26 protein-coding genes and 2 tRNA genes are annotated in these 25,894 nt (G+C 69.0%); 21 read left to right on the top strand and 7 right to left on the bottom strand.

All coding sequences use genetic code 11. From position 1 onward, the window contains the following. Positions 1-41: 41 nt before the first annotated feature. From ASC61_RS06620 to ASC61_RS06610, 3 genes are all read left to right on the top strand, one after another. Entirely contained in the window at positions 42-1,049 is a 1,008-nt protein-coding gene (locus ASC61_RS06620) for an adenosine deaminase (RefSeq protein ID WP_082530816.1), read from the top strand. Between the two features lie 96 nt (positions 1,050-1,145). After that, positions 1,146-1,478, top strand: coding sequence for an ArsR/SmtB family transcription factor (locus ASC61_RS06615; protein WP_056210546.1), 333 nt, complete (start codon positions 1,146-1,148; stop codon positions 1,476-1,478). Between the two features lie 4 nt (positions 1,479-1,482). After that, positions 1,483-1,965: an SRPBCC domain-containing protein gene (locus ASC61_RS06610; protein ID WP_056210545.1), complete on the top strand. Its 483-nt coding sequence runs from the start codon at positions 1,483-1,485 to the stop codon at positions 1,963-1,965. Here ASC61_RS06610 and ASC61_RS06605 read toward each other — a convergent pair. Beyond that, a complete protein-coding gene (locus ASC61_RS06605) occupies positions 1,962-3,578 on the bottom strand; it encodes a YegS/Rv2252/BmrU family lipid kinase (protein WP_056210544.1) in 1,617 nt (538 codons plus the stop codon). The genes ASC61_RS06610 and ASC61_RS06605 overlap by 4 nt on opposite strands. 72 nt (positions 3,579-3,650) lie before the next feature. Here ASC61_RS06605 and serS point away from each other — a divergent pair, with 72 nt between their 5' ends. Both serS and ASC61_RS06595 read left to right on the top strand, forming a co-directional pair. After that, positions 3,651-4,922, top strand: coding sequence for a serine--tRNA ligase (gene serS, locus ASC61_RS06600; RefSeq protein ID WP_056210543.1), 1,272 nt, complete (start codon positions 3,651-3,653; stop codon positions 4,920-4,922). Further along, positions 4,919-5,704: an HAD family hydrolase gene (locus tag ASC61_RS06595; protein ID WP_056210542.1), complete on the top strand. Its 786-nt coding sequence runs from the start codon at positions 4,919-4,921 to the stop codon at positions 5,702-5,704. The genes serS and ASC61_RS06595 overlap by 4 nt, the downstream gene beginning before the upstream one ends. Positions 5,705-5,783: 79 nt before the next feature. Here ASC61_RS06595 and ASC61_RS06590 read toward each other — a convergent pair whose 3' ends face one another. The 4 genes from ASC61_RS06590 to ASC61_RS06575 form a co-directional block, all read right to left on the bottom strand. Further along, positions 5,784-6,683 (bottom strand): DUF559 domain-containing protein, encoded by a 900-nt coding sequence (locus tag ASC61_RS06590; RefSeq protein WP_056210541.1) that lies wholly within the window; start codon positions 6,681-6,683, stop codon positions 5,784-5,786. 166 nt (positions 6,684-6,849) lie between these two features. Next, complete coding sequence (locus ASC61_RS06585; protein WP_056210540.1) at positions 6,850-7,254, bottom strand: secondary thiamine-phosphate synthase enzyme YjbQ; 405 nt, start codon at positions 7,252-7,254, stop codon at positions 6,850-6,852. A gap of 52 nt (positions 7,255-7,306) precedes the next feature. Beyond that, the gene (locus tag ASC61_RS06580) at positions 7,307-7,867 is read right to left on the bottom strand and encodes a WhiB family transcriptional regulator (RefSeq protein ID WP_056210539.1); all 561 of its coding nucleotides are present in this window, start codon (positions 7,865-7,867) and stop codon (positions 7,307-7,309) included. Between the two features lie 73 nt (positions 7,868-7,940). Continuing rightward, complete coding sequence (locus tag ASC61_RS06575) at positions 7,941-8,444, bottom strand: bacterial proteasome activator family protein (RefSeq protein ID WP_056210538.1); 504 nt, start codon at positions 8,442-8,444, stop codon at positions 7,941-7,943. 72 nt (positions 8,445-8,516) lie between these two features. Here ASC61_RS06575 and ASC61_RS06570 point away from each other — a divergent pair, with 72 nt between their 5' ends. Then, positions 8,517-9,566 (top strand): acyltransferase family protein, encoded by a 1,050-nt coding sequence (locus ASC61_RS06570; protein WP_157439398.1) that lies wholly within the window; start codon positions 8,517-8,519, stop codon positions 9,564-9,566. Here the strand turns inward: ASC61_RS06570 and ASC61_RS06565 are convergent. After that, positions 9,556-10,527: an NAD(P)H-quinone oxidoreductase gene (locus ASC61_RS06565; protein ID WP_056210536.1), complete on the bottom strand. Its 972-nt coding sequence runs from the start codon at positions 10,525-10,527 to the stop codon at positions 9,556-9,558. The two genes, ASC61_RS06570 and ASC61_RS06565, sit on opposite strands and share 11 nt — an antisense overlap. 58 nt (positions 10,528-10,585) lie before the next feature. Between ASC61_RS06565 and ASC61_RS06560 the strand changes: the two genes are divergently transcribed. The 5 genes from ASC61_RS06560 to ASC61_RS19330 all read left to right on the top strand — a co-directional run bounded on the left by ASC61_RS06560 (position 10,586) and on the right by ASC61_RS19330 (position 13,990). Next, positions 10,586-11,473 (top strand): alpha/beta hydrolase, encoded by an 888-nt coding sequence (locus ASC61_RS06560; RefSeq protein WP_056210535.1) that lies wholly within the window; start codon positions 10,586-10,588, stop codon positions 11,471-11,473. A gap of 115 nt (positions 11,474-11,588) precedes the next feature. Then, complete coding sequence (locus ASC61_RS06555) at positions 11,589-12,374, top strand: carbon-nitrogen hydrolase family protein (RefSeq protein ID WP_056210534.1); 786 nt, start codon at positions 11,589-11,591, stop codon at positions 12,372-12,374. Continuing rightward, positions 12,371-13,426, top strand: a complete 1,056-nt coding sequence (locus tag ASC61_RS06550; protein WP_056210533.1) for a hypothetical protein — start codon at positions 12,371-12,373, stop codon at positions 13,424-13,426. The genes ASC61_RS06555 and ASC61_RS06550 overlap by 4 nt, the downstream gene beginning before the upstream one ends. Before the next feature lie 42 nt (positions 13,427-13,468). After that, positions 13,469-13,557, top strand: a tRNA-Ser gene (locus ASC61_RS06545). Between the two features lies 1 nt (position 13,558). Then, a complete protein-coding gene (locus ASC61_RS19330; RefSeq protein ID WP_082530498.1) occupies positions 13,559-13,990 on the top strand; it encodes a hypothetical protein in 432 nt (143 codons plus the stop codon). Here the strand turns inward: ASC61_RS19330 and ASC61_RS06540 are convergent, their stop codons facing one another. Further along, a complete protein-coding gene (locus ASC61_RS06540; RefSeq protein ID WP_056210532.1) occupies positions 13,991-16,036 on the bottom strand; it encodes a carboxypeptidase-like regulatory domain-containing protein in 2,046 nt (681 codons plus the stop codon). Positions 16,037-16,192: 156 nt separating this feature from the next. Between ASC61_RS06540 and ASC61_RS06535 the strand changes: the two genes are divergently transcribed. The 10 genes from ASC61_RS06535 to ASC61_RS06490 all read left to right on the top strand — a co-directional run bounded on the left by ASC61_RS06535 (position 16,193) and on the right by ASC61_RS06490 (position 25,892). Continuing rightward, positions 16,193-16,279: transfer RNA gene (locus ASC61_RS06535), tRNA-Ser, on the top strand. 305 nt (positions 16,280-16,584) lie between these two features. Next, complete coding sequence (locus ASC61_RS06530) at positions 16,585-17,214, top strand: YveK family protein (RefSeq protein ID WP_056210531.1); 630 nt, start codon at positions 16,585-16,587, stop codon at positions 17,212-17,214. A 3-nt stretch (positions 17,215-17,217) separates the two neighbouring features. Continuing rightward, positions 17,218-17,757 carry an acyltransferase gene (locus ASC61_RS06525; RefSeq protein ID WP_056210530.1) on the top strand — a complete coding sequence of 180 codons (540 nt, stop codon included), beginning with the start codon at positions 17,218-17,220 and terminating at the stop codon, positions 17,755-17,757. Between the two features lie 8 nt (positions 17,758-17,765). Continuing rightward, on the top strand, positions 17,766-18,845 hold the full coding sequence (locus ASC61_RS06520; protein WP_082530497.1) for a glycosyltransferase family 1 protein: 1,080 nt from the start codon (positions 17,766-17,768) through the stop codon (positions 18,843-18,845). Beyond that, positions 18,842-20,005: a polysaccharide biosynthesis C-terminal domain-containing protein gene (locus tag ASC61_RS06515; protein WP_157439397.1), complete on the top strand. Its 1,164-nt coding sequence runs from the start codon at positions 18,842-18,844 to the stop codon at positions 20,003-20,005. Before ASC61_RS06520 ends, ASC61_RS06515 begins: the two co-directional genes overlap by 4 nt. Beyond that, entirely contained in the window at positions 20,002-21,099 is a 1,098-nt protein-coding gene (locus ASC61_RS06510; RefSeq protein WP_056210528.1) for a glycosyltransferase family 4 protein, read from the top strand. The genes ASC61_RS06515 and ASC61_RS06510 overlap by 4 nt, the downstream gene beginning before the upstream one ends. After that, a complete protein-coding gene (locus ASC61_RS06505; RefSeq protein ID WP_056210527.1) occupies positions 21,096-22,460 on the top strand; it encodes an O-antigen ligase family protein in 1,365 nt (454 codons plus the stop codon). Before ASC61_RS06510 ends, ASC61_RS06505 begins: the two co-directional genes overlap by 4 nt. Beyond that, positions 22,457-23,671, top strand: a complete 1,215-nt coding sequence (locus tag ASC61_RS06500; RefSeq protein ID WP_056210526.1) for an acyltransferase family protein — start codon at positions 22,457-22,459, stop codon at positions 23,669-23,671. Before ASC61_RS06505 ends, ASC61_RS06500 begins: the two co-directional genes overlap by 4 nt. Further along, positions 23,668-24,780, top strand: a complete 1,113-nt coding sequence (locus ASC61_RS06495; protein ID WP_056210525.1) for an acyltransferase family protein — start codon at positions 23,668-23,670, stop codon at positions 24,778-24,780. The genes ASC61_RS06500 and ASC61_RS06495 overlap by 4 nt, the downstream gene beginning before the upstream one ends. Further along, positions 24,777-25,892 (top strand): acyltransferase family protein, encoded by a 1,116-nt coding sequence (locus ASC61_RS06490; RefSeq protein ID WP_082530495.1) that lies wholly within the window; start codon positions 24,777-24,779, stop codon positions 25,890-25,892. Before ASC61_RS06495 ends, ASC61_RS06490 begins: the two co-directional genes overlap by 4 nt. Positions 25,893-25,894 lie beyond the last annotated feature (2 nt).

Genomic DNA, 25,894 nt, shown 5'->3' with positions numbered 1-25,894 from the left:
TCCTTGAGCTTGTCGAAAGGACGCTCGCTACGCTCATGCGCATGTCGTTCGTCTCCGGGCTGCCCAAGGCAGAGCTCCACGTCCACCACGTCGGTTCCGCATCGATGCGCACCGTCGCCGAGCTGGCCGAGCGCCATGCCGGCACCACGAAGGTGCCGACGGATCCCGAGGCGCTGGCGGAGTTCTTCACGTTCACCGACTTCGCCCACTTCATCGAGGTCTATCTGTCGGTCGTCGACCTGCTGCGCACACCCGAGGACCTCTGGACGCTGACCTACGACGTCGCGCGTGACCTCGCCGCGCAGAACGTCCGCTACGTCGAGCTGACCTGCACGCCCTACACGTCGATCGAGGTCGGCATCAGCGCGGAGGCCTACTGCGAGGCGCTGGAGGATGCCCGCCGCAGGGCCGAGGCGGACTTCGACCTCACGATGCGCTGGTGCTTCGACATCCCCGGCGAGTCCGGCCTGCCGTCGGCGGAGGTCACCCTCGACACCGCCCTTCGACTCCAGCCGGCGGGCCTGGTGAGCTTCGGCCTCGGCGGTCCCGAGATCGGCGTGACCCGCGAGCAGTTCGGCCCCTACTTCCAGCAGGCCATCGCCGCTGGTCTGCACAGCGTCCCCCATGCCGGCGAGTCGACCGGGCCGGAGACGATCTGGGACTCGATCAACCACCTCGGCGCCGAGCGCATCGGTCACGGCATCGCCGCCGCACAGGACCCTGCTCTCATGGCCCACCTCGCCGAGCACGGCATCACCCTCGAGGTGTGCCCGACGTCCAACGTCTGCACGCGGTCGGTGCCCTCGATGGCCGAGCACCCGCTCCCCGCCCTGGTCGCTGCGGGCGTCCCCGTCACGATCAACTCCGACGACCCGCCGATGTTCTCCACGACGCTCAACCACGAGTACGAGGTCGCCGCCGAGCTGCTCGGCCTCGACAACTCCGGGATCGCCGATCTCGCCAGGGCCTCCGTACGCGCGTCGTTCGCCGACGACGTCACGAAGGCCGCCATCCTGACCGAGATCGACGCCTACGCCGCAACCGCCTGACCCTCGGGCGTTCCCAGGAACCGGGGCGCACCACGGGTTGACGAGTGCATCGCCGCGTGGTTATCTATAACCATCAAGTTACATAAAGGAATGGTTATGAGTGAAGATCAGCTCGACCTCGTGTTCGGCGCACTGGCCGACCGCACGCGCCGCGCCATCCTGGCCCGGCTCGCGCAGGAGGACGCCAACGTGGGTGACCTCACGGCGCTGTTCACGATGTCCCAGCCGGCCATCTCCAAGCACCTCAAGGTGCTCGAGCAGGCCGGACTGATCTCGCGCAACCGGCAGGGGACGATGCGCCTCAGCCACCTCGAGGCCGAGCCCTTGAGGGACGCCACCGGATGGCTCGCGGACTACCGGACGTACTGGGGCGAGAGCTACGACCGCCTCGACCGGCTCTTCGAGTCGCTCAACGACAACAAGGAGTAGGACCATGAACACGACGGACACCTTGACGATCACCGCGGTACCCGGGACGCAGAACATCGAGACGACTCGGGAGTTCAACGCCACCCGCGAGCAGCTCCTGCAGGCTCACACGGATCCGGAGCTCTTCGCCCAGTGGGTCGGGCCGCACGGGTACCAGATGGTCATCACCCAGTTCGAAGCGCACCACGGCGGGGCCTACGCGTTCGAGCACCGCAACCCTGAGGGTGACGAGTTCCGCTTCCGCGGCGTCTTCCACGGCGACCCGAGCGTCGAAGGATTCAGCCAGACGTTCGAGTTCATGGGTGCGCCGGGAGAGGTGTTCTACGAGACCTTCACGTTCGAAGACCTCGGCAACGGCCGTACGCTCCTGCGCGGCGTGTCGGTCGCGCCCTCCGTCGACGTGCGCGACGCGATGGTCAGCTCCATGGAGCAGGGTGTTCGCGACGGCTACGACAAGCTCGACGCGGCCCTGGCTGCCCTGAGCTAGATCGCGGTGGCCGGGGCCGGCGCGAGCGGCACGCGTACGAGCAGGACGCCGGGCTGGACCTCGGCAGTGATCTCCTGGCCCTCGCCGACAGGGTCGCCGTCGAGCTGCATCGGCATCTTCTTCTCGGCCTTGATGTGCACCTTGTGGCCCGTGAGCCGGTCGAGCCGCTCGTTCGTACGCTTCTGGCGGCCGATGACGCGCACGATGATCGCGAGCCAGCCGATGAACCGTTTGGGCGCGAGCACCACGACGTCGAGCCTGCCGTCGTCGATCTGGGCGTCGGGCAGCAGCGGGATGCCGCCCTGGAGGAACCCGACGTTGCCGACCACGACCGTACGGGCGCGGAACTTCTTGAACTCGCCGTCGTCGACCGAGATCTGGACCTTCATGGCCGGGAAGCGCGCCGCCTTCACCCCACTGACGAAGTAGGCCAGCCAGCCGACCTTGGCCTTGAGCTGGTCGTTGACGCCGGTCATGATCGCGGCGTCCATGCCGAGGCCGGCCATGACGAGGAACGTCGTGTTGGTGCCGGAGTCGGTCTTGAGGGTCGACAGGTCGATCGCCCGGTCCTGCCCGCCGAACACGACGTCGAGGGCGTCGCGGGTGTTGAGCGGGATCGACAGGTTGCGGGCCAACAGGTTGCCGGTGCCGTGCGGGAGGATGCCGACGGCGACACCGGTGCGGGCGACCTCCTCGCAGACCGCTCGCACGGTGCCGTCACCGCCGGCCGCGACGATCAGGTCGACGTCAGCGCGGAGCGCAGCGCTGGCCTGGCCGTGTCCGGGGTCCTCGATCGTGGTCTCGAACCAGAGCGGTTCCTTCCACCCGTCACGATGGGCGACGAGGCGTACGCGTTCCTTGAACGCCTCGACGTCGGCAATCTTCGACGGGTTGAGCACCACGGCGGCGCGCTTGCGTCCGCTGCCGGTGAGGGCGGCCAGCTCGTGCGGCACGCGGGTCGCGTCGCTGACCAGGACGATCCAGAGGCCGAGGGCGACGGCCGTGCCGAAGCTCAGGCCGGCGACCACGTCGCTGAGGTAGTGCACGCCGAGGAGGATGCGGCTCGCGCCGACGCCGAGGCCCATGAGGACGAGCACGGTGATGATGATGCGGCGTTTCCAGCCGCGGCCCGTCAGCACGATCGTCATGAGGATCGCGACGGTGAACAGCATGCCCGCGCCGGCGGAGTGCCCGCTCGGGAACGAGTAGCCGCCGATCTCGTGCAGGGGCTTGTCGAACACCGGCCGCTCGCGCTCGTACGCCAGCTTGATCAGGGCGTTGCCGGCGATCGCGACGATGCCGCTGACGGCGATCCAGATCGCGACGCGGCGCTCGTGGCGCCACAGGGCGTACGCCGCGAGGAGCACCAGGACGATCCCGGCGCCGAGGTTGCTGAAGACGACGGCGACGACGTCGAGGAAGTCCACCAGGCCGCCGTGACGCGATGCGTAGTCGTACGCGTTCTGCGCGACGTCGTGATCGAGGTCGATGATCGCGTCGGTCCCGGCACCGACGCAGATGGCCAGGACGGCGAACAGCGCGGTCGGGACGGCGAGGGTCCACCAGAGGATGGCACGGCGTGCAGGCGCGGCACGGCGCAGATCGAACGACAAGCTTCCTCCTCAGGGGTCGACCCAGCCTAATGGACTGATTTGGGAGCGCGACCCGGACGATAGGCTGAGGCAGTGATTGAAGCCCGGATCCTGCGAGAAGACCCTGACGCCGTACGCGCTGCCCAGAGGCGTCGGGGCGAGCCCACTGAGCTGGTCGACGAGCTCATCAATGCTGACGAGCAGCGGCGCTCCACGATCTCGGCGTACGAGGCCGTCCGCGGCGAGCAGAAGAGTCTCGGCAAGCTGATCCCCAAGGCCCAGGGCGACGAGAAGCAGGAGCTGCTGGCTCGCGCCAAGGAGCTCAGCCAGCAGGTCAAGGACGCCGAGGCCGCTCAGGTCGAGGCCGCCGAGACGTTCGAGCGGCTCATGAAGACGCTGCCCAACCTCGCCTCGCCCGACGCCCCTGAAGGTGGCGAGGACGACTTCGTGGTGATCGACACCGTTGGCACGCCGCGTGACTTCGCGGCCGAGGGCTTCGAGCCCCGCGACCACCTCGAGCTCGGGCAGCTGCTCGGTGCGATCGACAGCGAGCGGGGCGTCAAGGTCAGCGGGTCGCGCTTCTACTTCCTCACCGGTGTCGGTGCGCAGCTCGAGCTCGCCCTGACGCAGCTCGCGATGAGCAAGGCCGCGGAGTGGGGATTCACGCCGATGATCCCGCCGGCGCTCGTCAAGCCGAGCGCCATGGAGGGCACCGGATATCTCGGGCAGGGCGCGTCGGACGACGTCTACTACCTCGAGAAGGACGACCTCTACCTCGTCGGTACGTCCGAGGTTGCGCTCGCGGCCTATCACTCCGACGAGATCCTCGAGGCCGACTCCCTGCCGCGGCGCTACGCGGCGTTCAGCCCGTGCTACCGCCGCGAGGCCGGCTCGTACGGCAAGGACACTCGCGGGATCTTCCGCGTGCACTGGTTCGACAAGGTCGAGATGTTCGTCTACACGACGCTCGAGGAGTCCTACGCCGAGCATCAGCGCATCCTCGGCTGGGAGAAGGACTGGTTGGAGGCCCTGGAGCTGCCCTACCGCGTCATCGACGTGGCTTCGGGCGACCTGGGCCTGTCGGCGATCCGCAAGTTCGACTGCGAGGCGTGGATCCCCACGCAGGGCAAGTACCGCGAGGTCTCGTCGACGTCCAACACGACCGAGTTCCAGGCCCGACGACTCGACATCCGCGTCCGCGGCGCCGAGGGCACGACGTCCGCGGCGACGCTCAACGGGACCTTGTGCGCCATGACCCGCACGATCATCGCGCTGCTGGAGAACGGTCAGCAGGCCGACGGCTCCGTACGCCTGCCCGCTGCGCTGCACCCGCTGCTCGGCGAGGTCCTGAGGCCTCTTCAGTGACCTGGCGTCCCCGGTTGATCGCGCTGGACGTCGACGGCACGCTCGTCGACGGCGAGAACGTGATGACCGCGGCCGTACGCTCGGCGGTCCACGCGGTCCGGGACGCCGGCATCGAGACCGTCATCGCCACGGGCCGCGGCGTGCCTGGCGTCATGGACGCGGTGGACAACCTGCGGTTCACCGAGGGCTATGGCGTGGCGAGCAACGGTGCGGTGACCTTCCGCTACGACCCCGAGGTCGAGCTGCTCGACGTCGTCACGTTCGACGCCAGCGAGGCGGTCCGTCGCGTGCTGGAGCACATGCCGGAGGCACTCGTCGCGGTTGAGGAGGTCGGCGTCGGGTTCCGGCTCAACAAGCCGTTCCCGGACAACGAGATCTCCGGCCAGTTCGTCGTCGAGGACGTCGAGTCGTTGATCGCCGAACCGGTCGCCCGCGTCGTGATCCGCTCGGCCGAGCACAGTCGCGACGAGTTCACCGCGATCGTCAAGGACCTCGGCCTCTCCGGCACCAACTACTACATCGGCTACTCCGCATGGCTCGACCTCGCACCCGAAGGTGTCTCCAAGGCGTCGGGGCTGGAGTTCCTCTGCACCAAGCTCGGCATCGACCGGTCCGAGGTGCTGGCGGTCGGTGACGGCAACAACGACCTCGAGATGATCCAGTGGGCCGGTCGCGGGGTGGCGATGGGCCAGGCGCCCGATGACGTCAAGGCCGCTGCCGACGAGGTCGTCGGCACGATCGACGAGGACGGGCTCGTCGCCGAGCTCCGCCGCTTCGCCTAGCCCTTGCCTCACGATGTCGGCACGTGTGTACGTGATTCGGCTGGAACCGCATACAAAAGTGCCGACATCTTGGCGCCGGTCAGGTGAACCAGCGGTCCCACATGATGGAGAACTGCGGAGGACGACCGGCGTAGCCGCGGTCGACGAGTGCGCGATGGACTCGGTGGATGACCGTACGCTTGTCCGCCAGGTCGGCGATCGTGACGACGATGACCCGCCATCCCGCCGATTCGAGCTGTTCGCGCCGTACAAGGTCACGCTGGCGTTGCCGCGCATCCCGCTCGTGGTGCCAACCGTCGTACTCGATGAGCACCTTGAGCTCGGAGTAGACGAGGTCGCCGCGCGCCAGGAATCGTCCCACTGAGTCGACTATGGGGACGTTGCACGCCGGCTCGGGCAGCCGTGCGAACACGATCATCAGTCGTACGAGCGTCTCCATCGGTGACTCGGCGCCGCTGCGTACATGTCCGATGACCCGGCGGAGCCGGCGAACACCGTCGAAGTGGGAGGTCACGGCGAAGGCCGCCAGGCGCTCGGCTGTCGTATGACCGCGGTGGATCATCCAGTCACACGCTTGGACCAGCTGGACCAGACCCACCTTGGTGGCGATGTCGACGAGGGTCCGATCCGGGCTCGTCACCGGGATGCCGCCGAGGCGCACGGACTCCACTCGATGCTTGCGTTGGTGCGTCCTGATGCCTCGCTGCCGCGAGTGGGTCGTGGTCCGCGTTGACACGTGCAGAGGCCACGGATTGCCGATCTCCAGACCATAGAGGCGCAAGGCCGTCTGGTGACTGATGACCGCATCGACCGGCGCGACTCGCAGCGCCGCAAGGCACCAGATCCTGAGGCTGAGCTCGGTCGAGGCAAGGACGTAGACGCCGCGGAACAGCGGCCTGAACCTCTGATGACGCAGCATCGCGTCGGTGATCCCCGCCTGCTGCGCCTCGGCGCGGGTGAACGGTTCGACAAACGTCATGCCAGATGGTGGGCCGATGCCCACGCTCACGGGTGTGACGGATGGCAACACTGTGGACCGACGGGTTCATGGTGCCGGCCTGTGGACGCACCGATCCCTCACGATGTCGGCACTTGTGTACGTGATTCGGCTGGAACCGCACACAAAAGTGCCGGCATCTTGGCGCTTAGCCGTTGAGGAAGCTGAACCGCACCTCGCGGTCGGGGTTGTCGACGTTGGTGTCGACGAGGCACACCGACTGCCACGTGCCGAGCTGCAGCCGGCCGCCCAGCACCGGCACGGTCATCGACGGTGCGAGGAATGCCGGGACGACATGATCGCGGCCGTGTCCGGGAGTGCCGTGCTGGTGCACCCACCTGTCGTCGCGCGGCAGCAGGTCGTCGAGCGCGGTCAGCAGGTCGCCGTCGCTGCCGGCACCGGTCTCGATGATGGCCACGCCGGCGGTCGCGTGCGGGACGAAGACGTGCAGCAGCCCGTCCTGCTCGCCGCGGACGAACCGCTCGCACTCCGACGTGAGGTCGTGGACGACCGCACGCCCACCCGTCCGTACCGACACCAGCTCACTACGCATACCGACGATCGTTCCACCGGTCATCGAGCTTGTCGAAAGGACGACCAACCGGTCAGGCGACCTTGCTGGTCTCCAGCTCGTCGAACACGTCGAGGACGGCATCGACCGTCGGCAGGCACGGGCCCGCCTGCGGGGTGAGCGCCTCGTCACGCTTCTGCTCGCGCGCCCGGCGCAGGTGGCGCTTGATCGTCGAGGTCGAGCAGTCGAGCCGCTCGGCGAGCTGATGACACGTGTCCTTGGGGTACGCCTGACGGGCGGTCATGACCGCATCGTGACTCACCGGTCCGCCGCCGACGCGAGCCGCGCCGTACGCCGTGGTGGCCTGCTGCTGGACCTCGATGCCGAGGCGGCGGCGGATGACCGAACGGTCGTGCTCGGTCGTGCACGCGACATAGCCGGAGACGTCGATCTGGACGACCGCCCGATAGAGGCACTCGACCATCAGCGGACAGCCTGCGCACTGCCGGTGTGCGGTGGCGCGCCTGACGGTCAACCTCTCCCACTCGGCCGCGGTGATGTCGGTCCGCGCCGGCGGCGAGTCCAACAGCTCATCCATGTAGACCTCCGGCTCGAAGGCGCACGGAGGTGTCGTCTTTTCGTCCATGATGGTCATGGGCTCCCTCTTCCCCACGAGGCCCCGGACGACGACACTCCTGCGTCGTCCTTGGCTCGCGTTGCAGGCAACTTTAGAGGTACATGCCCCCGCTGCCACCGTTTTCGCCAGACGTTTCCGAATCTTCACCTTTGGTGTCGTTTGGACCCGGTAGAGCCAACCTCATGTTCTGGAACTGCGCTTGGGCCTGCACCTGCTGCGCGTAGAGCGCGGCCTGGATGCCGTGGAAGAGGCCCTCGAGCCAGCCGACGAGCTGTGCCTGGGCGATCCGGAGCTCACCCTCGCTCGGGGTCTCGCCGTCGAACGGCAGGCTGAGCCGCTCGAGCTCCTCGACCAGCTCGGGGGCGAGGCCGTCCTCGAGCTCCTTGATCGACTGGAGGTGGATGTCCCTCAGTCGCGCCCGGCTGGCTTCGTCGAGTGGCGCTGCCTTGACCTCGTCGAGGAGCTGACGGATCATGCCGCCGATCCGCATGACCTTGGCCGGCTGCTCGACGAGGTCGCCGAGGGACGTGCCGGGAGCGGGCGGCGCGATGGCGTTGCCGTCGGGACCGATGATCTCGGGGGATTGCTCAGTCATTCGTCCAGACTATCCAGCAGGCTCGAGCAGCGTGATCCGCGTCTCTTGAACGGGGCTGCAAGGGTGGAAGCGATGCCCCGAACTCGCGATCGTCGCCTCGACCTGCTCAAGGGACTCCTCATCGCCGGCGTCGTGCTGGGCCACTTCCTGGAGACGTCGGGCGGGCAGGCCCCCGGCGTGCTCTACTCCGGTTGGCACCACGACCCGCAGCGTTGGATCCTCACGTTCCTCTACCTGTTCCACATGCCGCTGTTCGTGTTCCTCGCCGGCATCACCGCGCGTCCGCGCCACCTGGCGCACCGCATCGCCGAGATGGTCGGCCTCTACGTCCTGCTGCAGACGACGTACGTCGTCCTGCGGTTCGGCGTCGGCGACCTCAGCGCGGAACGCCTGCTTCATCCGACGTACGCGTTGTGGTTCCTGCTCGCGATGGCCTGGTGGCTCGTCGCGCTGCCGTTCGTCGTCCGCCTCGGCGCGTACGCCCTGCCGGCCGCGACGGCGGTCGCGGTCGTCGCGGTGCTGCTGCCCTACCCCGACGGCGACCTCGTCTCGTGGTCCCGCGCGCTCTGCTACCTCCCGTTCTTCGTCGCGGGTCACCTGTACGGCAGCGGTGCCCTCAGGCGTACGGCCGAGACCTCGTCCGCCGCGATGGCGACGGCTGCGGCGACGCTGGTGACGGTGACGGCTGTGGTGGTGAGGTCCGGCCTCGACCCGCGCTGGATCCGGGGCGCCGACACCGCTGCGTCGATGGGGGTGACGGGCGTGGACGCCGTGACCCACCGCGTGCTGTGCCTCGCCCTCGCCGCGCTCTGCGGCGCCTGCGTGCTCGTCATCGTGCCGTCGCGCCTGCGGCAGCTCGAAGGGCTGGGTCGTCGCAGCCTCGCGGTCTACGCGCTGCACATCCCGGTCGTCTTCGTGCTGCAGGACACCTTCCAGGGCGCCGGCGTGGGCCAGGTCGAGGCATCGCTGCTGGCCACCGCGGTCACCGTTGTCGTGCTGCGTGTGCTGGTGCACCCGTTCTTCGACCGGGCCGTTCGGCGCACGGCATCGACCATGGCCCAGGTCGCGGTGCCGCCGCCGCTCGTGCACGACGCGCGGGAGCTCGAGCCCGTCAGGGCGTGAGCAGCACCTTGCCGATGTGGCTCGACTCCTCGAGCACCTGGTGCGCCTGTCGTACGTCATCGAGCGCGTAGGTCGCGTGGATGATCGGCCGCACCGTGCCGTCGGAGATCAGCGGCCACACCTGGGCGACCATCGCTGACACGATCGCGGCCTTCTCACTCGTCGGCCGGGCCCGGAGCGTCGTTGCCATGACGGCGGCGCGCTTGGACATCAGCGCCCCGAGGTTGAGCTCGGCCTTGACGCCGCCCTGCATCCCGATCACCACGAGGCGACCGGCGGTCGACAGCACCGAGACGTTGGCCTCGAGGTACTTGGCGCCGATGATGTCGAGGATGACGTCAGCGGTCACGCCGGCGGACTTCATCTCCGCGGCGAAGTCCTGCTGCTTGTAGTCGATCACCACGTCGGCGCCGAGCTCTCGGCAGAAGTCCCCCTTCTGCTTCGAGCCGACCGTGACGATCACGCGAGCGCCGAACGCCTTGGCCAGCTGGATCGCCATCGTGCCGATCCCGCTGCCGCCGCCGTGGACGAGCAATGTCTCGCCGTGCTGCAGCTTGCCCATCATGAAGACGTTCGACCACACGGTCGCCGCGACCTCCATGAGCCCACCGGCATCGACCAACGAGATGCCCAGCGGGACCGTGGCCACCTGGCCCGCGGGCACCGCGACGTACTCGGCATAGCCACCGCCGGCCAGCAGCGCACACACGTGCGTACCGGGCGGCAGGTCCGTCACGCCTTCGCCGACGGCGACGATGTCACCGGAGCACTCGAGCCCGAGGACGTCGGTGACGCCCGCCGGTGGTGGGTAGAGGCCCTGCCGCTGCAGGAGGTCCGACCGGTTGAGGCCGGCTGCGGCGACGCGGATGAGGACCTCGCCGGGGCCGGGCTCGGGCTTCGGGAGGTCGACCACCTCGAGGGCTTCGACGCCTCCGGGGTTGGGAGCAATGACGGCACGCATGTCCGCAGGCTAGCCGCCCTCCCCCGCTGCTGCCGAGCCACGCCCTAGCATTTCTCCCATGAGCCGGGTGGACGTGCGATTCCCTTCAGGCCCCGGATGGTGCGGTGCCTGGTGGTACGAGCCCGACGGCGCCGACGCCCCCGGACCCGTCGTGATCATGGCGCACGGACTCGGCGGGGTGAAGGAGATGCGCCTCGATGCGTACGCCGAACGGTTCGTCGCCGAGGGCTACCGGGTCCTGGTGTTCGACTACCGCCACTTCGGTGCCAGCGACGGCGAGCCGCGGGAGCTGCTCGACATCCAGCGCCAGCTCGACGACTGGGCCGCCGCGGTGCATCACGTGCGGTCGGTGCCCCAGGTCGATCGCCGGCGCATCGTGCTGTGGGGCACGTCGTTCGGCGGCGGGCACGTCATCGAGGCCGCGAGCCGCGACGGCGATGTCGCAGCGGTCATCTCGCAGTGCCCCTTCACCGACGGGTTCGCCTCGTCGCGCACGGTCGGTCTGCGTAGCCTCCTCAAGCTGACGGTGCTCGGGCTGCGCGATGCCGTGCGCGGGTTGCGCGGCAAGCCTCCCGTGCGCGTCGCCGTGGCGGGGCGGCGTGGTGAAGCGGCGCTGATGACGGCCCCCGATGTCGTGCCGGGCTATCTGGCGCTGAGCCCGCCGGGTCCGCGTCCGCCGGATCGCGTGGCGGCCCGCGTCGCCCTGCGGATCCCGCTGTACTACCCCGGACGTGCCGCTGCCTCGCTGGAGTGCCCGGCCCTGTTCTGCGTCGCGATGAAGGACAGCGTCGCGCCCTCGCGCTCGACGATCTGGCACGTCCGCAAGGCCCGGCACGGCCGGATCAAGCGCTACCGCACGGGTCACTTCGACCTCTACCTCGAGCCGTGGTTCGACCAGGCCGTCACCGATCAGATCGAGTTCCTGCGCGAGACCGTCCCCGTCTGAGCGGGACCCCCGCGATTCGTGAAGTTGGAGGCGCTTCGGGCGCGTTGAAGCGCCTGCAACATCACAAATCGTGACGTGGCACCATGCTCAGGCCCCACCTGCGAAGATGGAAACCATGCGTGTCGCACTGGTCCAGCTCGCTTCGGCGACCGACTCGGCGGCCAACATAGAAGACATCCGGTCTCAGATCGCAGCGCTCAGTCCCGCCGACGGGCTCGACCTCGTGGTGCTCCCCGAGGCGTCGATGCACGACTTCGGGTCCGCCGACCATGACCTCGCCGCCGTCGCCGAGCCGCTCGACGGACCCTTCGTAGGGTTCCTCGCCGAGGAGGCTCAGCGCCTCAGCGCGACGTTCGTGGCCGGCATGTTCGAGCGTACGGACGACCTGCCGTTCAACACCCTTGTGGTGGTCGGACCCGACGGCGCGCTGCGTCAGACGTACCGGAAGATCCACCTCTACGACTCGTTCGGCTACAAGGAGTCCGACCGGCTGCGCGCCGGTGACATCGAGCCCGTCGTGCTCGACATCGCGGGCACATCGGTGGGCCTGATGACCTGCTACGACCTGCGGTTCCCCGAGCATGCCCGCGCCCTGGTCGGCGCCGGCGCCGAGGCGATCGTGCTCCCGGCCGCGTGGGTCGCCGGCGAGCGCAAGCTCGACCACTGGCGCACGCTCCTGGCGGCTAGGGCGATCGAGAACACGGTCTACGTCGTCGCTGCCGCCCAGGGTGGCGACCGCTACACCGGCCACTCCTTGGTTGTCGATCCGTGGGGCTCTATCGTGGGCGAGGCGGTTTCGACCCCCGAGATCATCCGCGCCACCCTCGAGCCCGAGGTCGTGGTGCGTGCACGGGAGATCAACCCGTCCCTGGCCAATCGAAGGATCCGTACCAGCTCATGAGCCGTGCCCCCAAGGGTGGACGTCGTCGCCTCGACGCCTCAGTCCCCCCGGAGTACGACCTCCCGACCCGCGAACCGCGCATCGACTCGCCGCGGACCGCCCGGTTCGTCATGGTGCTGGTGTTCCTCGGCTGGATCGCCGGGACCGCCGGTGCGGGCACGTCGATCATCGCCGTGGACACGCCGTCGTGGATCGTACGTCCATCGGCTGCACTGCTGATGGTGGTGTTCGCGATCGGGCTCACCCACCGCGGCGGCGGCCACATGCGCATCTGGCTGCCGATGACGGCGCTGCTCGGCGTGCTCGCGGTGACCCTCGAGACCAATGTCTTGCTCGCCTCCGCCGCTGCGGTCACCGCGGTGCTGGCGTCGGTGTGGGCCGTGCTCGTCACGCGACCGGTTGCCACGGTGTTCGGGGCGGTCCGCGAGTACTCGTTGGCGCTGCTCGTCGCGCTGAGCGGCACGGTCGGGGTGGCCGCCTGGAACGCTCCGGTCAACTACCAGCGTTTCAACCTCATCGTGCTCACGGTGTCGTTGGGCCTGGCGATCACGCTCGTCTGGAACCTCGGCGCCGGCCTCCACGGCCTCGGCCGGCAGAACCTCGCGATCCTCCTCGGCGTCGCCGCCCTCGTGCTCGTGGTGATCGCCTACAGCAGCTTCGTCCGCAGCCACGGCTCGCAGTCACTCGTGCACGCCTTCACCGAGGTCGTCCTGTGGACCCGGCAGACGTTCCACGGAGCGCCCCGCCCGATCGAGGTCCTCATCGGTTTCCCGGCGTTGATCGTCGGGGTCGCGCTGCGTTCGAAGCGGCGCGAGGGCTGGTGGATCCTGGTGTTCGCCGTGATCGGCACGGCGGTCCTGACGACCTCGCTCGTGTCGCCGGGGGCGTACCCGAAATACATCGGCCTCTCCACGCTCTACTCCGGTGTGCTCGGGCTGATCGTGGGCCTCGTGCTGCGGCGCCAGTTCCTCAAGGAGCCGTCGTCACGGGCGGCGCGAGCGATCGCCCCGGTCGTACGCGTCGAACCTCCCCGTTTCGCCGCGCTCAAGTAGTGCGATAATCGACGCGGCGCAGCGCCTCGGTGCTGCCACCCAGGAGGGGTGCCGGAGCGGCCGATCGGAAGCGCCTTGAAAGCGCTCGCTGGCAGCGATGTCAGCCGCGGGTTCGAATCCCGCCCCCTCTGCTTGACGAACTATCGACTCGACCGCAGATTCGTGCTGCCCGCCGTCGGCATCAACGTGATCGTCGCCGGCGTCGCCGCGGCGCTGGCGTTCTTCCTGTCCTCGGTCACCGCGCTGGCCTGGATCTTCGGCGTCCTGGCCGTCGCCGCGCTCCTGAACGCCGCGAGGGTGTTCGCCCTGCCGCCGGTCGTCGCGCGTACGGATGCCACGGCCCTCCGCGTCGGCGGCCCGCTCACGGTGAAGCCGGTCGACCTGCCATGGCTCGACGTCGAGGACGTCACGATCGATGGTGGGCGTGTGTTCGTCGATCGCGGCAACGGCGAGGTGCTCGGGGTGCCGCTGGCGTACGTCGGCGGTCGAGCCACGGAGCTGCTCCGTGACATCTACGACCGGCTCAACGCCGCCAACGGCTACCGCCGCTTCGACCCGAGCTGACTACTTGACGTAGAGAGCGTGCGACGCCTGGTGGCTGATGATCGTCGACGTCGTGGGTTGGTAGACGCGGTACGCCCAATAGGCCTTCCTGCTGACCTTGACGGTGTACGAGCCGTGGCCGTCCCGGTAGCTGACCCATCGTGAGGTGGTCGTCCCGGTCGGGTAGAGATAGCTCCCCTTCTGCCTGAGGCGCACCCAGCTGACGTACACCCGGCCGTCGGGCTTGCTGACTCCGACGACGGAAACCGAGAAGGTGATCTTGAACCGGCGGCCGCCGAGAGCCCTCGCCCGAGCCACGACATGGGACTTGCTCTTGACGACGTCGGACCGCGCCGAGATGTTGGAGACCGGGGTCAGGCCCGGGAACGTGGCGGGTGGATTGATCGTCACGCGTACGGAGACACGCGCCCCCGCATCCTTCGCGGTGAGGAGATACGAGTACTTGGTCGCTCCAGTGATGGAGACGGTCTTGCCGCTCTTGGTGCGCAGCCACTGGTACGACGGCGGGATGTCGGAGTGATTCGTGGCGATGCCCGTCGCGGTCATGCGGGTGCCGACCAGCGGTTTGCCGTGGATGTACGGCCCCAGGCCGGCGACCAAGGGTGCGTCGGTGAGGGTGGCGTCGACGCCAGACGTGGTCTGGCCGAGCGTTGCCTCGGTGGCGATGGCGTGCGCGAAGTCGGGAGCGTCACCTGACCACTCCCCGACGAATTGGGGTACTTCGTTGCCCGCAACGGTCACGTTCTCAGGCGTGAAGCGAAGCTTGACCGGACCTTCGACCGAGCGGATCGAATACGTTCCGTCAGACCGTGTGTTCACGCTCCTGATGACGGGGTCGTTGTCACTTGCGCTGTCGGACCCGTCGACGAGGTCGACCGTCGTGTCGGCGATTGGGTTGCCCCGTCCGTCAGTCACCTGGCCGGTGATGGTGCCACCGGCGGGTCGCACGCGCATCTCGTCGATGCGTCCGTCGATACGGCTATCGACACAGACGTTGCCGCCAGAAGCCAGGTCGGTGCCGCGATAGGTGCCAGAGGTGTATGACCTCGATACCAACGAGGTGTCGGGGCTGTCGTTGACCGTGACGCGATAGACACCACTGGGCAGGGACTTCTGGTAGTCGCCCTTCGACAGCCCGTCGTTCGCCCAGTTGGCGCCGTCAGAGGTTGTCGTCTGCCCGGCCGGAACCCACGGGCCGTCGTTGCCTCCTGACTCGGAGCGATAGAACCGTACGACGAGTCCGGCGATGTCCTCGGCGCCTGACTCGGGGCCGACGCCGCCGCGAATCTCCCCGTTGGCCGTGGCGTCGAAGTCCTGTTGGAGGAAGATGTCCGGTCCGAAAGTGTTGTCTCCCTTGGGGATGGTGAAGGCCGTTGCTGTATCGAAGCTGTCGCCGCCCAGCCATTGGCTCGCGTGGACCGGCCACACGATCTTGAACTTGGTCGGTCCCTCGAACGCCCAACCGGAGTACTCGTTCCCCCAGTACGAGCGCCAGATCGAGGCATGCGCAGGATCAGGATCGTCCGCGGCGTACGCCTCGATCGTCACGGGTTCGAAGTAGTTGGAGCAGATGTCGCTGTAGGAGCCGTGAATGTAGCCCGCACGCTTGGGGAGATAATTGGCGCCGAAGTAGCGGCCACTGTCCGTGATCGTGAACGTCGTGTCTGAGCTGTAGTAGTCGCTGGAGTCGACCCAGTCGTAAGGGGCGTAGACCTTCCAGTTGAGGGTTCCGTCGTCGAACTCGTTGAAGGTGATGCGGTACGTGCCCGGCTCCAGCCATGCCGAGTAGTCGCCGATGGAGGCTGTCGGCGATTGGGTGGCGTTCGTCGTCGTGGTTTCGCTGAGCTCCCAGGGGCCGGCCTCATCCCCGGTGGTCGACCGATAGAAGCGCACGGCGATGCTTGCGACGTTGACGGTCCCGGTCACCCGGTACTTGCCCGCGGGATCCTCGGCCTCAGAGGGCGACGAGGTCAGGACGACCAGACCCAGGACGAGCAGGAGTGAAGCGATCGCCGCGAGGGCGCGACGAAAGAGAGGGGTGAGCACGACAGCAGGGCCTTCCGAGACCGAGGCCGAGACTGGCTGTCCGGGCTCCGAGAAACTCTATAGATCTGTCGCGGAGCGCGAGGGAGAATGCCCGATTCGTCGGACGGGCGGCGCGGTCGGTATCCTGTTCCGGTTGCCGGTCTCGATCGGCGGCGGGGAGGTGTCGCATAGTGGCCTAGTGCGCCCGCCTGCTAAGCGGGTTGAGGTTTAAACCTCTCGCGAGTTCAAATCTCGCCACCTCCGCCGCAACGTGACAAGCACGAATCGAAGGGACCAGCCACGCAACGTGGCTGGTCTCTTCGCGTGGTGACCAATTGAGGAGCTTGCTCCGCGGGCGAGAACCCAGGCTCGGACGTGGAGGTCATTTCGACAGGCTCAATGACCGGTGTACGACGAGCTCAATGACCGGTGTGCGACACGGTCAACGACCCGCGGACGGACAGCCCGCAAGCACGCCTCCAGCGGGTTATTGCTCGTCGTACGGCCAAGCCTCATAGAGTGAGGTAGTCCGTCACGCCCGGAGCGACGCTGAGCAACAGGAGTCACAGGTGCACCCGTACGACTATGTCAGGGCCATCCTCCGAGGGTGGCCGATCATGCTGGGCGCTGCGATCCTTGGACTCGTCGCCGCCGGCGTGGTGTCGGCACTGGCAACGACTCAGTACACCGCGACCACCACGATCTACTTCGCCGCCGCCGGTGGGCCGAGGGGCGAGGACCTGGCGTACGCCGCGACCTACACCCAGGCGAGGGTCCAGGGCTTCGACTCGTTGGCGCGCTCGACAAGTGTCCTGGAGCCGGCCGCCGCGGCGGTGGGCGACGGCGTCGACGCCCAGGAGCTGGCCGACCGCGTGTCGGTCGACACGAGCCTGACCACGACGCTCGTCGACGTCTCGGTGCAGGACACGTCGGCCAAGCGCGCCGCCAAGACCGCCGACGCCGTCAGCGGCTCGCTCATCAACCAGGTCAGCGCGCTGGAGCGACCCGACAAGGACGGCCCGTCGGCGATGACCGGCACCGTCGTGAGCGCGGCACGGGTGCCGGGCAGTCCGAGCTCGCCCAACTGGCCGGTCAACCTGATCGTCGGCCTGGTCGTCGGCGTGGTGATCGGCTCCGCCGTGGTCGTCGCACGCGACCTCGCCGCCCGGGCCCGGGCTCACGGCACGACCGGAGCCTGACCGATGTCGCGGCCAGCGCGCATCTGGGCACACGTCGGCGAGGCGTTCTACAACGCCGTCATGACGTACGTGCCCTCGCACACCGTGCGCATCGCGACCTTGCGGCTCTGGGGTGCCCGAATCGGCCGTGACTGCTCGCTGCTCCGCGGTACGACGGTGCTCGGCATCGCGCACCTCGAGATCGGCGAGGCGGTGTCGATCGGCTTCCGCTGCGTGCTCGACGCCAGGGGCGGGCTGACGATCGGCTCCAACACCGTGATCGCGAGCGACACCCACTTCGTCGGTGCCTTCCATGACGTGCACGCTCCGGACTTCCCGGCGATCCTCGAGCCGATCGTGGTCGAGGAGTTCGCGTGGCTGGCCGTACGCTCGACCGTCCTGTGCGGCGTCACGATCGGTCGTGGCGCCGTCGTGTCGGCATGTTCGCTCGTGCGCGAGGACGTGCCGGCGATGGACATCGTCGCGGGTGTTCCTGCGGTCTCGGTCGGCACCCGTCGGTCGACCCTCGACTACCGTCCGGTCTTCCGGCCGCTGTTCTTCTGAGTCGCCGCGTGCCCGACCTGGCGAGCGCCACGCTCCTCTACCTTGCGCCCCGCGGCGGGACGTCGGGCGTCGGCGACCACGCGGACGATTTCGTCGCAGCCGTCGCGCCGCACCTCGGCGAGGTGGTCGAGCTGCGCCATGGACCACCCCGCGAGGACTCCGTCAAGGACGTCATGCGGATCCGGCGCGCGCTCCGCGCGGCACGTGACGAGCGGCGTGACCGTCCGGTGATCCTGCACGCAGAGCTCAGCGGAGGCTCGCTTGCCGGCCTGTGGGCGGCCGCCGGTGTCGACGCGACGATACGCACCGCGACGCTGCACGACCCGCCTCGGCCGGTCTGGTATCCCTACCTCACCGCGGGCCTCGCCCACAGCCGCTACGCCGTGCATGGTGCGCACCTCCCGCTCAACCGCCTCACCGCTCGCGTGGAGCGACGCTTGATGCGACACGTCGACGCGTTCGCGCTCAGCGCCGAGGGCGTCGAGGCGATGACCGGCGCGCGCATCGGCGCTTCGCAGACGGCAAGTCACCTGCTCGTCCCCGAGCGCCCGACGTTGCCACCGGCAAGCGAGCGGCCCCGTGCGGTCGGCCTGTTCGGCCACGTCTACCGCGGCAAGGGCTTCGAGCAGCTCGTTGCGATCCGCGAGGCGCTCGACCCCGGGATCGCTCTTCGCGTGGCCGGCCGCGGCACCGCCGACCTGCCGCGGACGCCGGGCGTCGAGATCCTCGGTGAGGTCCAAGGCAGCGCCGAGGTCGACTTCTTCGCCTCCGTGCGCGCGCTGCTCCTCCCGTACGAGCGGCGGTACGTCTACGGCACCGAGGTGCTGCCGGCCTCGAGCGTCCTGACGCGGGCGATCGCGTTCCGCACACCATCGCTCAGCACCGCCGTCGGCTCCCTGAAGAGCGCCGCTCGCGATGGCGCGACGATCGCGCTGGAGGGCGACGGACCTGCGGTCGCGGCCGCGGCGGCCGACCTCGTCGACGACCCGGACCGCCTGCGCGCGGCGACCGACGACCTCGTTGCCTTCGCCGCGACGCAGACGGTCGAGTCCGCGATCGCGCCCTACCTGCAGGCGTGGTCCCGGTGATCCGGCGCGTCTCCCGCCAGGTCGCCGAGACCGTGCTGGCGTCGGGCTGGATGTATCTCGGGCGCTTCATCGGGCTCTTCTGGGCCGTGCTGCTGACCCACGAGATGGGCATCGCGACCTACGGCGCGTACGCCATCGCCATCGCGATCTCGGTGCTCATCACGGTGCCGCTGGACCACTACTACGTCGTCCGCATCCTGCGGGTGAACACCCACACGTTCCTCGGCGACCGGTCGACGCGCCTCATCGGTGGCCTGGTCCTGCTCGCCGTCGGCGCGATCCTGCTGCAGGGCGATCACTATCTCAGTGGCTTCGCGATCGGCAAGGCCGGCGGCGAGATGGCCTTCAACGCCGCCAAGAGCGAGTTCATCCGCGGCGGGCACCCCGCGCGAGCCATGGGACTCGACACGGCGCGGCAGCTGATCGGCTTCGGCGCCACCGCTGCCTACTTCCTGGGCGTCGACAACCCGACGCTGCTCGGCATCGCGGCATGGACGCTGGTCAGCTTCGTGCCGTTCCTCGCCTGGGCCGCGTGGATCTCGTGGGGTCACCGTCCGCTGCGGCCGGAGATCACTGCCCGGACAGCCGCGATCATCGGCGAGGCCGTCGGCGGCGCGGTCTATGCGCAGGCCGACATCGTCATGCTGGGCGCCCTCGCATCGGACAAGTCGGCGGGCTACTACGCGTACGGAAGCCTGCTGATCTGGTCGCTGGCCGCCGTGGGCCAGAACTACAGCTACACGTTCACCGAACGCCTCCGCGAGGTCGGCGGTCACGCCTCGGCCGGTCCCGCAATCGGTCCGTCTGTGAGGTTGTCGTTGGGGCTGGGTGGCGTGGTCGCAGCCGTCGCCGTCGTGATGCCGTTCGCCGATGCGCCGGCCGAGCTCGTCTGGACCTTCGCGATCCTCGCTGTGGTCACGGTGCCCCGCACGTTGAGCAGCATCTTCACGACGGTCCTGGCGGTGCAGAAGCGCGACCGCTTCCGCACCGTCGTCACGTGGATCTCGGTCGCGGTGAAGTTCCCGCTGCTGCTGGCCGTCGGCCACTACGGCGGGCCGGCGGCCGCCGCAGCGTTCCTCGTCTCCGACCTCGTCATGACGTACGCCTATGGGCGCGCGGTCCATCGGCCGTCGGCCGTCGACGAGGGGCGGGCGCCATGAAGGTGGCGTTCCTGCTCTCCAAGGACCCCACGACGACGCATGGCGGGGACCTGACGATCTCGCGCGAGCTGATGGCGATCAGCCGCACGGTCCACGACACAGTCGGACTCTGCCTCTCGCCGGACGTCACCGCGGCACGGCTCGACGGTGACCTGTGGAAGGTCCCCAAGCAGGCCGTCGCCCCTGCCGCCATCGCGCTGCGCAGCCTGCGGCGGCGCCGCAGCCTCGTGCACACGCGCTTCGACGACGACGCCTACGTCGACGCGCTCGACGCCATCGACGCCGACGTCTACGTCGCCGACCACAGCTACATGGCCGAGCCGTTCCTGCGCTCGCGCTGGGCCGGCTCGAAGCCGCTGCTGGTCAACACCGTCATCTCCGAGTCCCTCGTGTGGTCCGAGACCCGTGGCATCGTGGGGCGAATCGACAGCGTCCGCATCCGTCGTGACGAGCTGCGGGTGGCCCGCGCGGCGCACGGCGTGGGCACGTACGACGCCGACGAAGCGGCCTACTATCGGTCGCATGGCGTCCCTCGCGCGCGGTGGCTCGACGTCACGCTGGCGCCCAAGCCCGCCGTCGACGTCGCAGCCAGCGGCCGGCGCCTGGTGTTCGTCGGCGAGCGCGCCTGGCCGCCCAACCAGCAGGCGTTCGAGACGTTGCTGCAGTGGTGGCCCGACATCTCGCGGGGCATCGACGGGGCCGAGCTGTGCGTCGTCGGCAACCGCGAACGTACGCTCGCGCTGCCGCCGGGCGTGCAGGACCTCGGGTTCGTGCCGGATCTCGACGCGTTCCTCGGGACGTGCCGCGCGGTGCTCGCGCCCGTGAGCACGGGTGGCGGCGTACGCGTCAAGATCCTCGACGCGGCCAGCCGAGGACTGCCCGTCGTGGCGACCTCGGCCGCCGTCGGCTCGTTGTCGGCGGTCTTCGAGATCCCGCCGCACGACGACCGCGGAGGTTTCGTCGAGGCCGCTCGCGCGATGTTGCTGGATCGTGGTGCGGCCGCCGCCGAGGGAGCTCGCATCCACACGATCAACGCCAGCCGTTGGGCGGCCGGGGTGCCCCAGCGCACCGTCCTGGACTGGATCCAGTCATGACCGAGATGCGCCTGCGCAAGGAACCGGTCGCCTGGACGGCGCTCGCCGGCATCGCGGCGGCAGTCGTCGTGTTCGCGCTGATCGGCCCCGGCGGCATCGGTGGTCTCGTCGTGATGGCGATGTTCGCCGCGGTCGCGGCCTATGTCGTCGTCGCGCATCCACAGTCGGTGTTCCGCTTCACCGGGTTCGTCCTCGCCGGCGCCCCCCTGCTGCCAGCACCTGGCCTCGGCGCACCGCTGATCCTCATCCTCGGCATCGCCGTGTGGGTCGCTCTCGCGATGGCCGTACGACCGTCGGTCCGCCTCGGCTGGGTCGAGGCCATGATCGCGCTCTCGGTCATCGCCTCGGGCATCTCGGTGCTGATGACATCACCCGACCCGACCTCGATCGTCGAGTACGGCCGCTGGGTCATCGCGTTCGTGCTGGTCGTCCCGCTGCGGATGTTGAGCGCCGAGGACCTGGCGTCGTTCGGCCGCGCGTTCGTCTCTGGCGCGTGTTTCGGCTCGGCCGTTGGCATGCTGCTCGTCGCGGTCGACCGCAAGGGCTATCTGCTGGATCAGCTCACGGCGTTCGGCTATGACGTGCGCGGCGGCAACCTGCGCATCGTCGAGGGCTCGGAGGAGACGTCGCTGCGGCTCACCGGGACGTACGTCGATCCCAACATGGGCGGCTTCGTCCTCGTCGTCGGACTGATCCTCGCGATCGCGCTGCTGCGCGGCGTCCCCCGAGTCGTGACCGCCGGCATCATCGGCGCGGCGGTGCTGCTGACCCTCAGTCGTACGTCGATCGCCACGGCCGCCGCGGCGTTCATCGTGATCGCTGTCCTCGGCAACGTCGGCGCGCGGGCCCGGCTCGGCATGATCATTGCCGTCGCGGCCTCGGCCGTCAGTGCCCTCGCGATCCCCGCCGTGCGCTACCGCCTGTTCGACTCGTTCGGCCCGACCGACGCGGGCACGGCGGCACGGCGGGCGGCGTTCAACGACTACACCGACGCGATGCGGCACCACTGGTGGTTCGGCAAGGGATGGGGCATCGAGGAGTTCCGTGACCCGACTGCCGGGCAGCTGACCAACTACGTCGCCAACGCGCCCCTCCTGACGGTCTATCGTGCGGGGGTGTTCGTGGGCGCGCTCTTCGTCGTGCTGCTGATCGCCGGGATGTTCCGGTCGGCCGGCCTGCTGCACCGCGGCACCTTCCCGCAGGCGGTTGTCGCGTCGGGCTTCGTCGCGGTCGCCCTTGTGGCGCTCCAGCTCGACTTCCCGGTCGCGCTCCTGCCACCGGCGACGATGTCGTTCGCGGTGCTGCTGGCCTTCGTCTCGCACGATCGCTGGACCGGCGAGCCCGGCGGTGACCCGCCGTGACCGGACGCACCCGGCTCGTCGGGCTCGACGGGCCGCGTGGCATCGCCTGCCTCTGCGTCCTGGCCGTGCACACGATCGCGTTCTTCGCGCCGGTGCAGCTCGACCGGTTCCACCTCACGTACCTCAGCGAGGCCATCGTCTACTTCTTCGCGATGTCGGGCTTCTTGATCTACCTGCCGTTCGTACGCGCGTACGCCGCCGGACGGCCGCGTCCCAGCCTGCGCCGCTACACCGCCCAGCGCCTCCGCCGGGTCTATCCCGGCTACATCGTGATCTTCCTGCTCGCCGATCTCGCCTTGGCGGCGGTCTACCTGCACAACACGACCGACGTCGCTCGCGCCGGCACCGACGCCGGCTCCGGCCGCATCACGTCGCTGCCCGAGATCATCGCCCACCTCGCGCTCGTCCAGAACTTCTCGCCCGATGGGCTGCAGACCGGCATCGCGCCGTCCTGGTCGCTGACGACCGAGCTGTGCTTCTACGTCGTCCTGCCCCTGCTGGCGGTGGCGTTCCTGCGATCCCGTGCGAGCGAGCCGCGCCTCTGGCGGGCGCTCATGCCCGCGGTGGCGCTCGCGATCCTCGGGGTCGTCGGCAAGATCGTGACCGCCGCGCTGCAGGCCGACCGAGCCCCGATGTCGGTGGCCGACGCCGATTTCGGCTCCAACGGCATCGCCGTCCTGGCCCGCAGCCTGTTCGTGCTGGCCGACAACTTCGCGTACGGCATGGTCGCCGTGGTCCTGTTCGTGTGGATGGAGCGCGGCGGCCTGCGTCGCCTCACGGCCCGCCACCTGTGGCTGTTCGGCGCCCCGGCCTGGTTCCTCGCGTTCGGCCTGGCATTGGCGCTGACCTCGACCGGCTCGCGGTTCGCGGGCACCGCGTTCGCTGTCGCGGCCGGCATCTTCCTGCTCGTCGTCACCGAGCCCGCTGCTCGCGGACGGGCGTCGTCGTTCGCGCAGCTGGCCGACCTGAAGCCTTTGCGGTTCGTAGGCAAGATCTCACTCAGCGTCTACCTCTGGCACTACCCCGTGATCCTGCTCGTCGCCCGCCATGGCTGGGCGGGCTCGGACTCGGCTGTCGGCATGGTCGGCAGCGTGGCAGTCGTCGGGGTCATCACGACCGTGTTGGCCTGCGTCACGTTCTACCTCGTCGAGGCGCCTGCGATGCGCAGCAACCCGAGCCGGGCGAGCGTCGAGAGCGCCGGCGTGCCGTGAGGGAGATCCGCCCGCTGACCGGGCTCCGCGGAGTCCTGGCCGCCTGGGTCGTCCTCGGTCACCTCTGGGCGCCAGCCGTGCCGCAGTTCCCCCGTCTCGTTGAGCTCGCGCGCCCGGCGCTGGGCGGCAGCTTGGTGGTCGACACGTTCTTCGTGCTCAGCGGGTTCATCATCACCGTCGTCCACGGCGAGCGGATGGCTTCGTTCTCCTGGGCACGCGCCCGAGACTTCTGGCGGCACCGGTTTGCCCGCATCTATCCCGTGTACGCACTTTCGCTCGCGCTGTTCATCGCGTTCGTCGCCGTCACGCAGCGGCTGTCGGACCCGCCGGTCCCGTCGGCCGTGATCGAGCCCGGCAGCGTCATCCGCAACGCGTTGTTCCTGCACTCGTTGCCCGACGGCATGGTCATCAACCCTCCGGCGTGGTCGCTGCCCGGCGAGGTCGTGGCGTACGCCCTGTTTCCCGTGCTTGTCCTCGCCGTGGTGCGCATCCCCAGGGCCTGGATCGCGTTCGCGCTCGCGGCACTCCTCGCGATCGCCGGGGCGAGCCTGATCGCCGCGACCTACACCGACGACTTCGGCTACTCGCTCTACGAGCTCTCGTGGATGCGGGCCGGGTGGGCGTTCCCGGCCGGCTGCCTGCTAGCCAGAGGGTGGACGCTGATGGGCCCGCGCGGCCGGTCGCCGGTCTGGGACGTGATCGCGGGACTCGGCGCCGCGGGGGTTGTCGTCGCACTCCTGGCAGGTGACCCGAGCCCGACGTTCTACCTCCCGCCGGCCGGCCTGCCGTTCCTCTGCCTGGTCGTCGTGGGCTGTGCCGGTGCCACCGGCTGGGTCGCTCGCGCGCTCTCGGGTCGCCTCGTGGTCTGGGGCGGCCGCATCTCGTACTCGATCTATCTCACGCATTACGTCGTGGTGCTGACGTATGTCGAGGTCGTCCGGCGTCAGGACCTCGCCACTGCGTCCGTCGCCGTCCGAGCCGTGGGCCTCGCGCTCACGGTCACCGCCGTCGTGGCCCTCGGTGCGGCGTTCTACCACCTGGTCGAGGAGCCCGCGCGGCGCGCGATCTCCCGGCCTCGCCGGGCGCCCGCCGTCAGCTGCCACGTATGAGCCGGGTCGCGGACGTCCCTCAGCTGACCGGTTTGAGGGCGGTCGGCGCGATCTGGGTCCTGGCGTGCCACTCGCTCAACCTGATGATCACGCTGTGGCCCCCGGCGGCACACTTCCGCAGCTTCGCCCTTGGCGGCAACCTCGGCGTGGATCTGTTCTTCGTGCTGAGCGGCTTCATCATCACGCTCAACTACCTCGATGTCCTCGACCGCTGGTCCTGGCGGGGCACGGGGGGATTCCTGTGGCTCAGGTTCGCGCGCGTCTATCCGGTGTTCCTGCTGATGGCGGTGGCGTGGTCAGTGTTCTTTCTGGTTCGCACGCCGGACGTGTCGATCCTGACCGACTCGGTCCTCAGCCCGCGCAACGTCCTCATGAACGTCCTGCTGCTCAACCACGTACCGCCCGGTTCGTCGATCGCCTCGGTGTCGTGGTCGGTGTGCCTCGAGGCCGGTGCCTATCTGGCGTTCCCGGTCCTGGCCCTGCTCCTGATCAGGCTGCGGTCGGCGCCGCTCGCGTGGTTGCTCGCGATCGCCGTCACGGTGGCCGGCATGATGCGCCTCGACCAGCTCGACATCCACGGTTTCGGGTTCTTCTCCTACCAGGCCGGCTGGACTCGTCTCGCGATGCAGTTCGTCACCGGCTGCCTGTTGTGTGTCGCGTGGAAGCACAGCGGGCGCTGGCGCACGGGGCTCCACTGGGACGTCGCCGGATTCCTGGCCGCGGTCGTCATCGTCGTGGCGTGCTCCGCAGAGGACGTCCAGCACGTCGGCTTCTACCCGTACGCCGCAGTGCCCTGCCTGGGGCTGGTGGTCGTCGCGTGTGCCGGTGCGACGGGTCCGCTCCGGTACGTCTTCAGCACCCGCGCCGTCGTGTGGCTCGGCCGCGCGTCGTACTCGCTCTACATGACCCACACCTTGACGCTCACGCTGGCGACCCTGTTCCTCGGCTGGCTGTGGGCACGCCATCCCCCGGGTGACTTCATGCGCGGAGCCACGCCGATCCTCGTGTACGTCGCCGTGATCGCGGTGACCGCCCTGGTCTTCCATCTCGTCGAGGAACCGGCCCGCCGAGGCCTCCGACGGGTGGTCGGTCGGCCCCGCGTGATCGCCTGAGC

The sequence above is a fragment of the Aeromicrobium sp. Root344 genome (assembly GCF_001425755.1).
Taxonomy (GTDB): Bacteria; Actinomycetota; Actinomycetes; order Propionibacteriales; family Nocardioidaceae; genus Aeromicrobium.
This window is presented reverse-complemented; position numbering and strand designations above follow the sequence as displayed.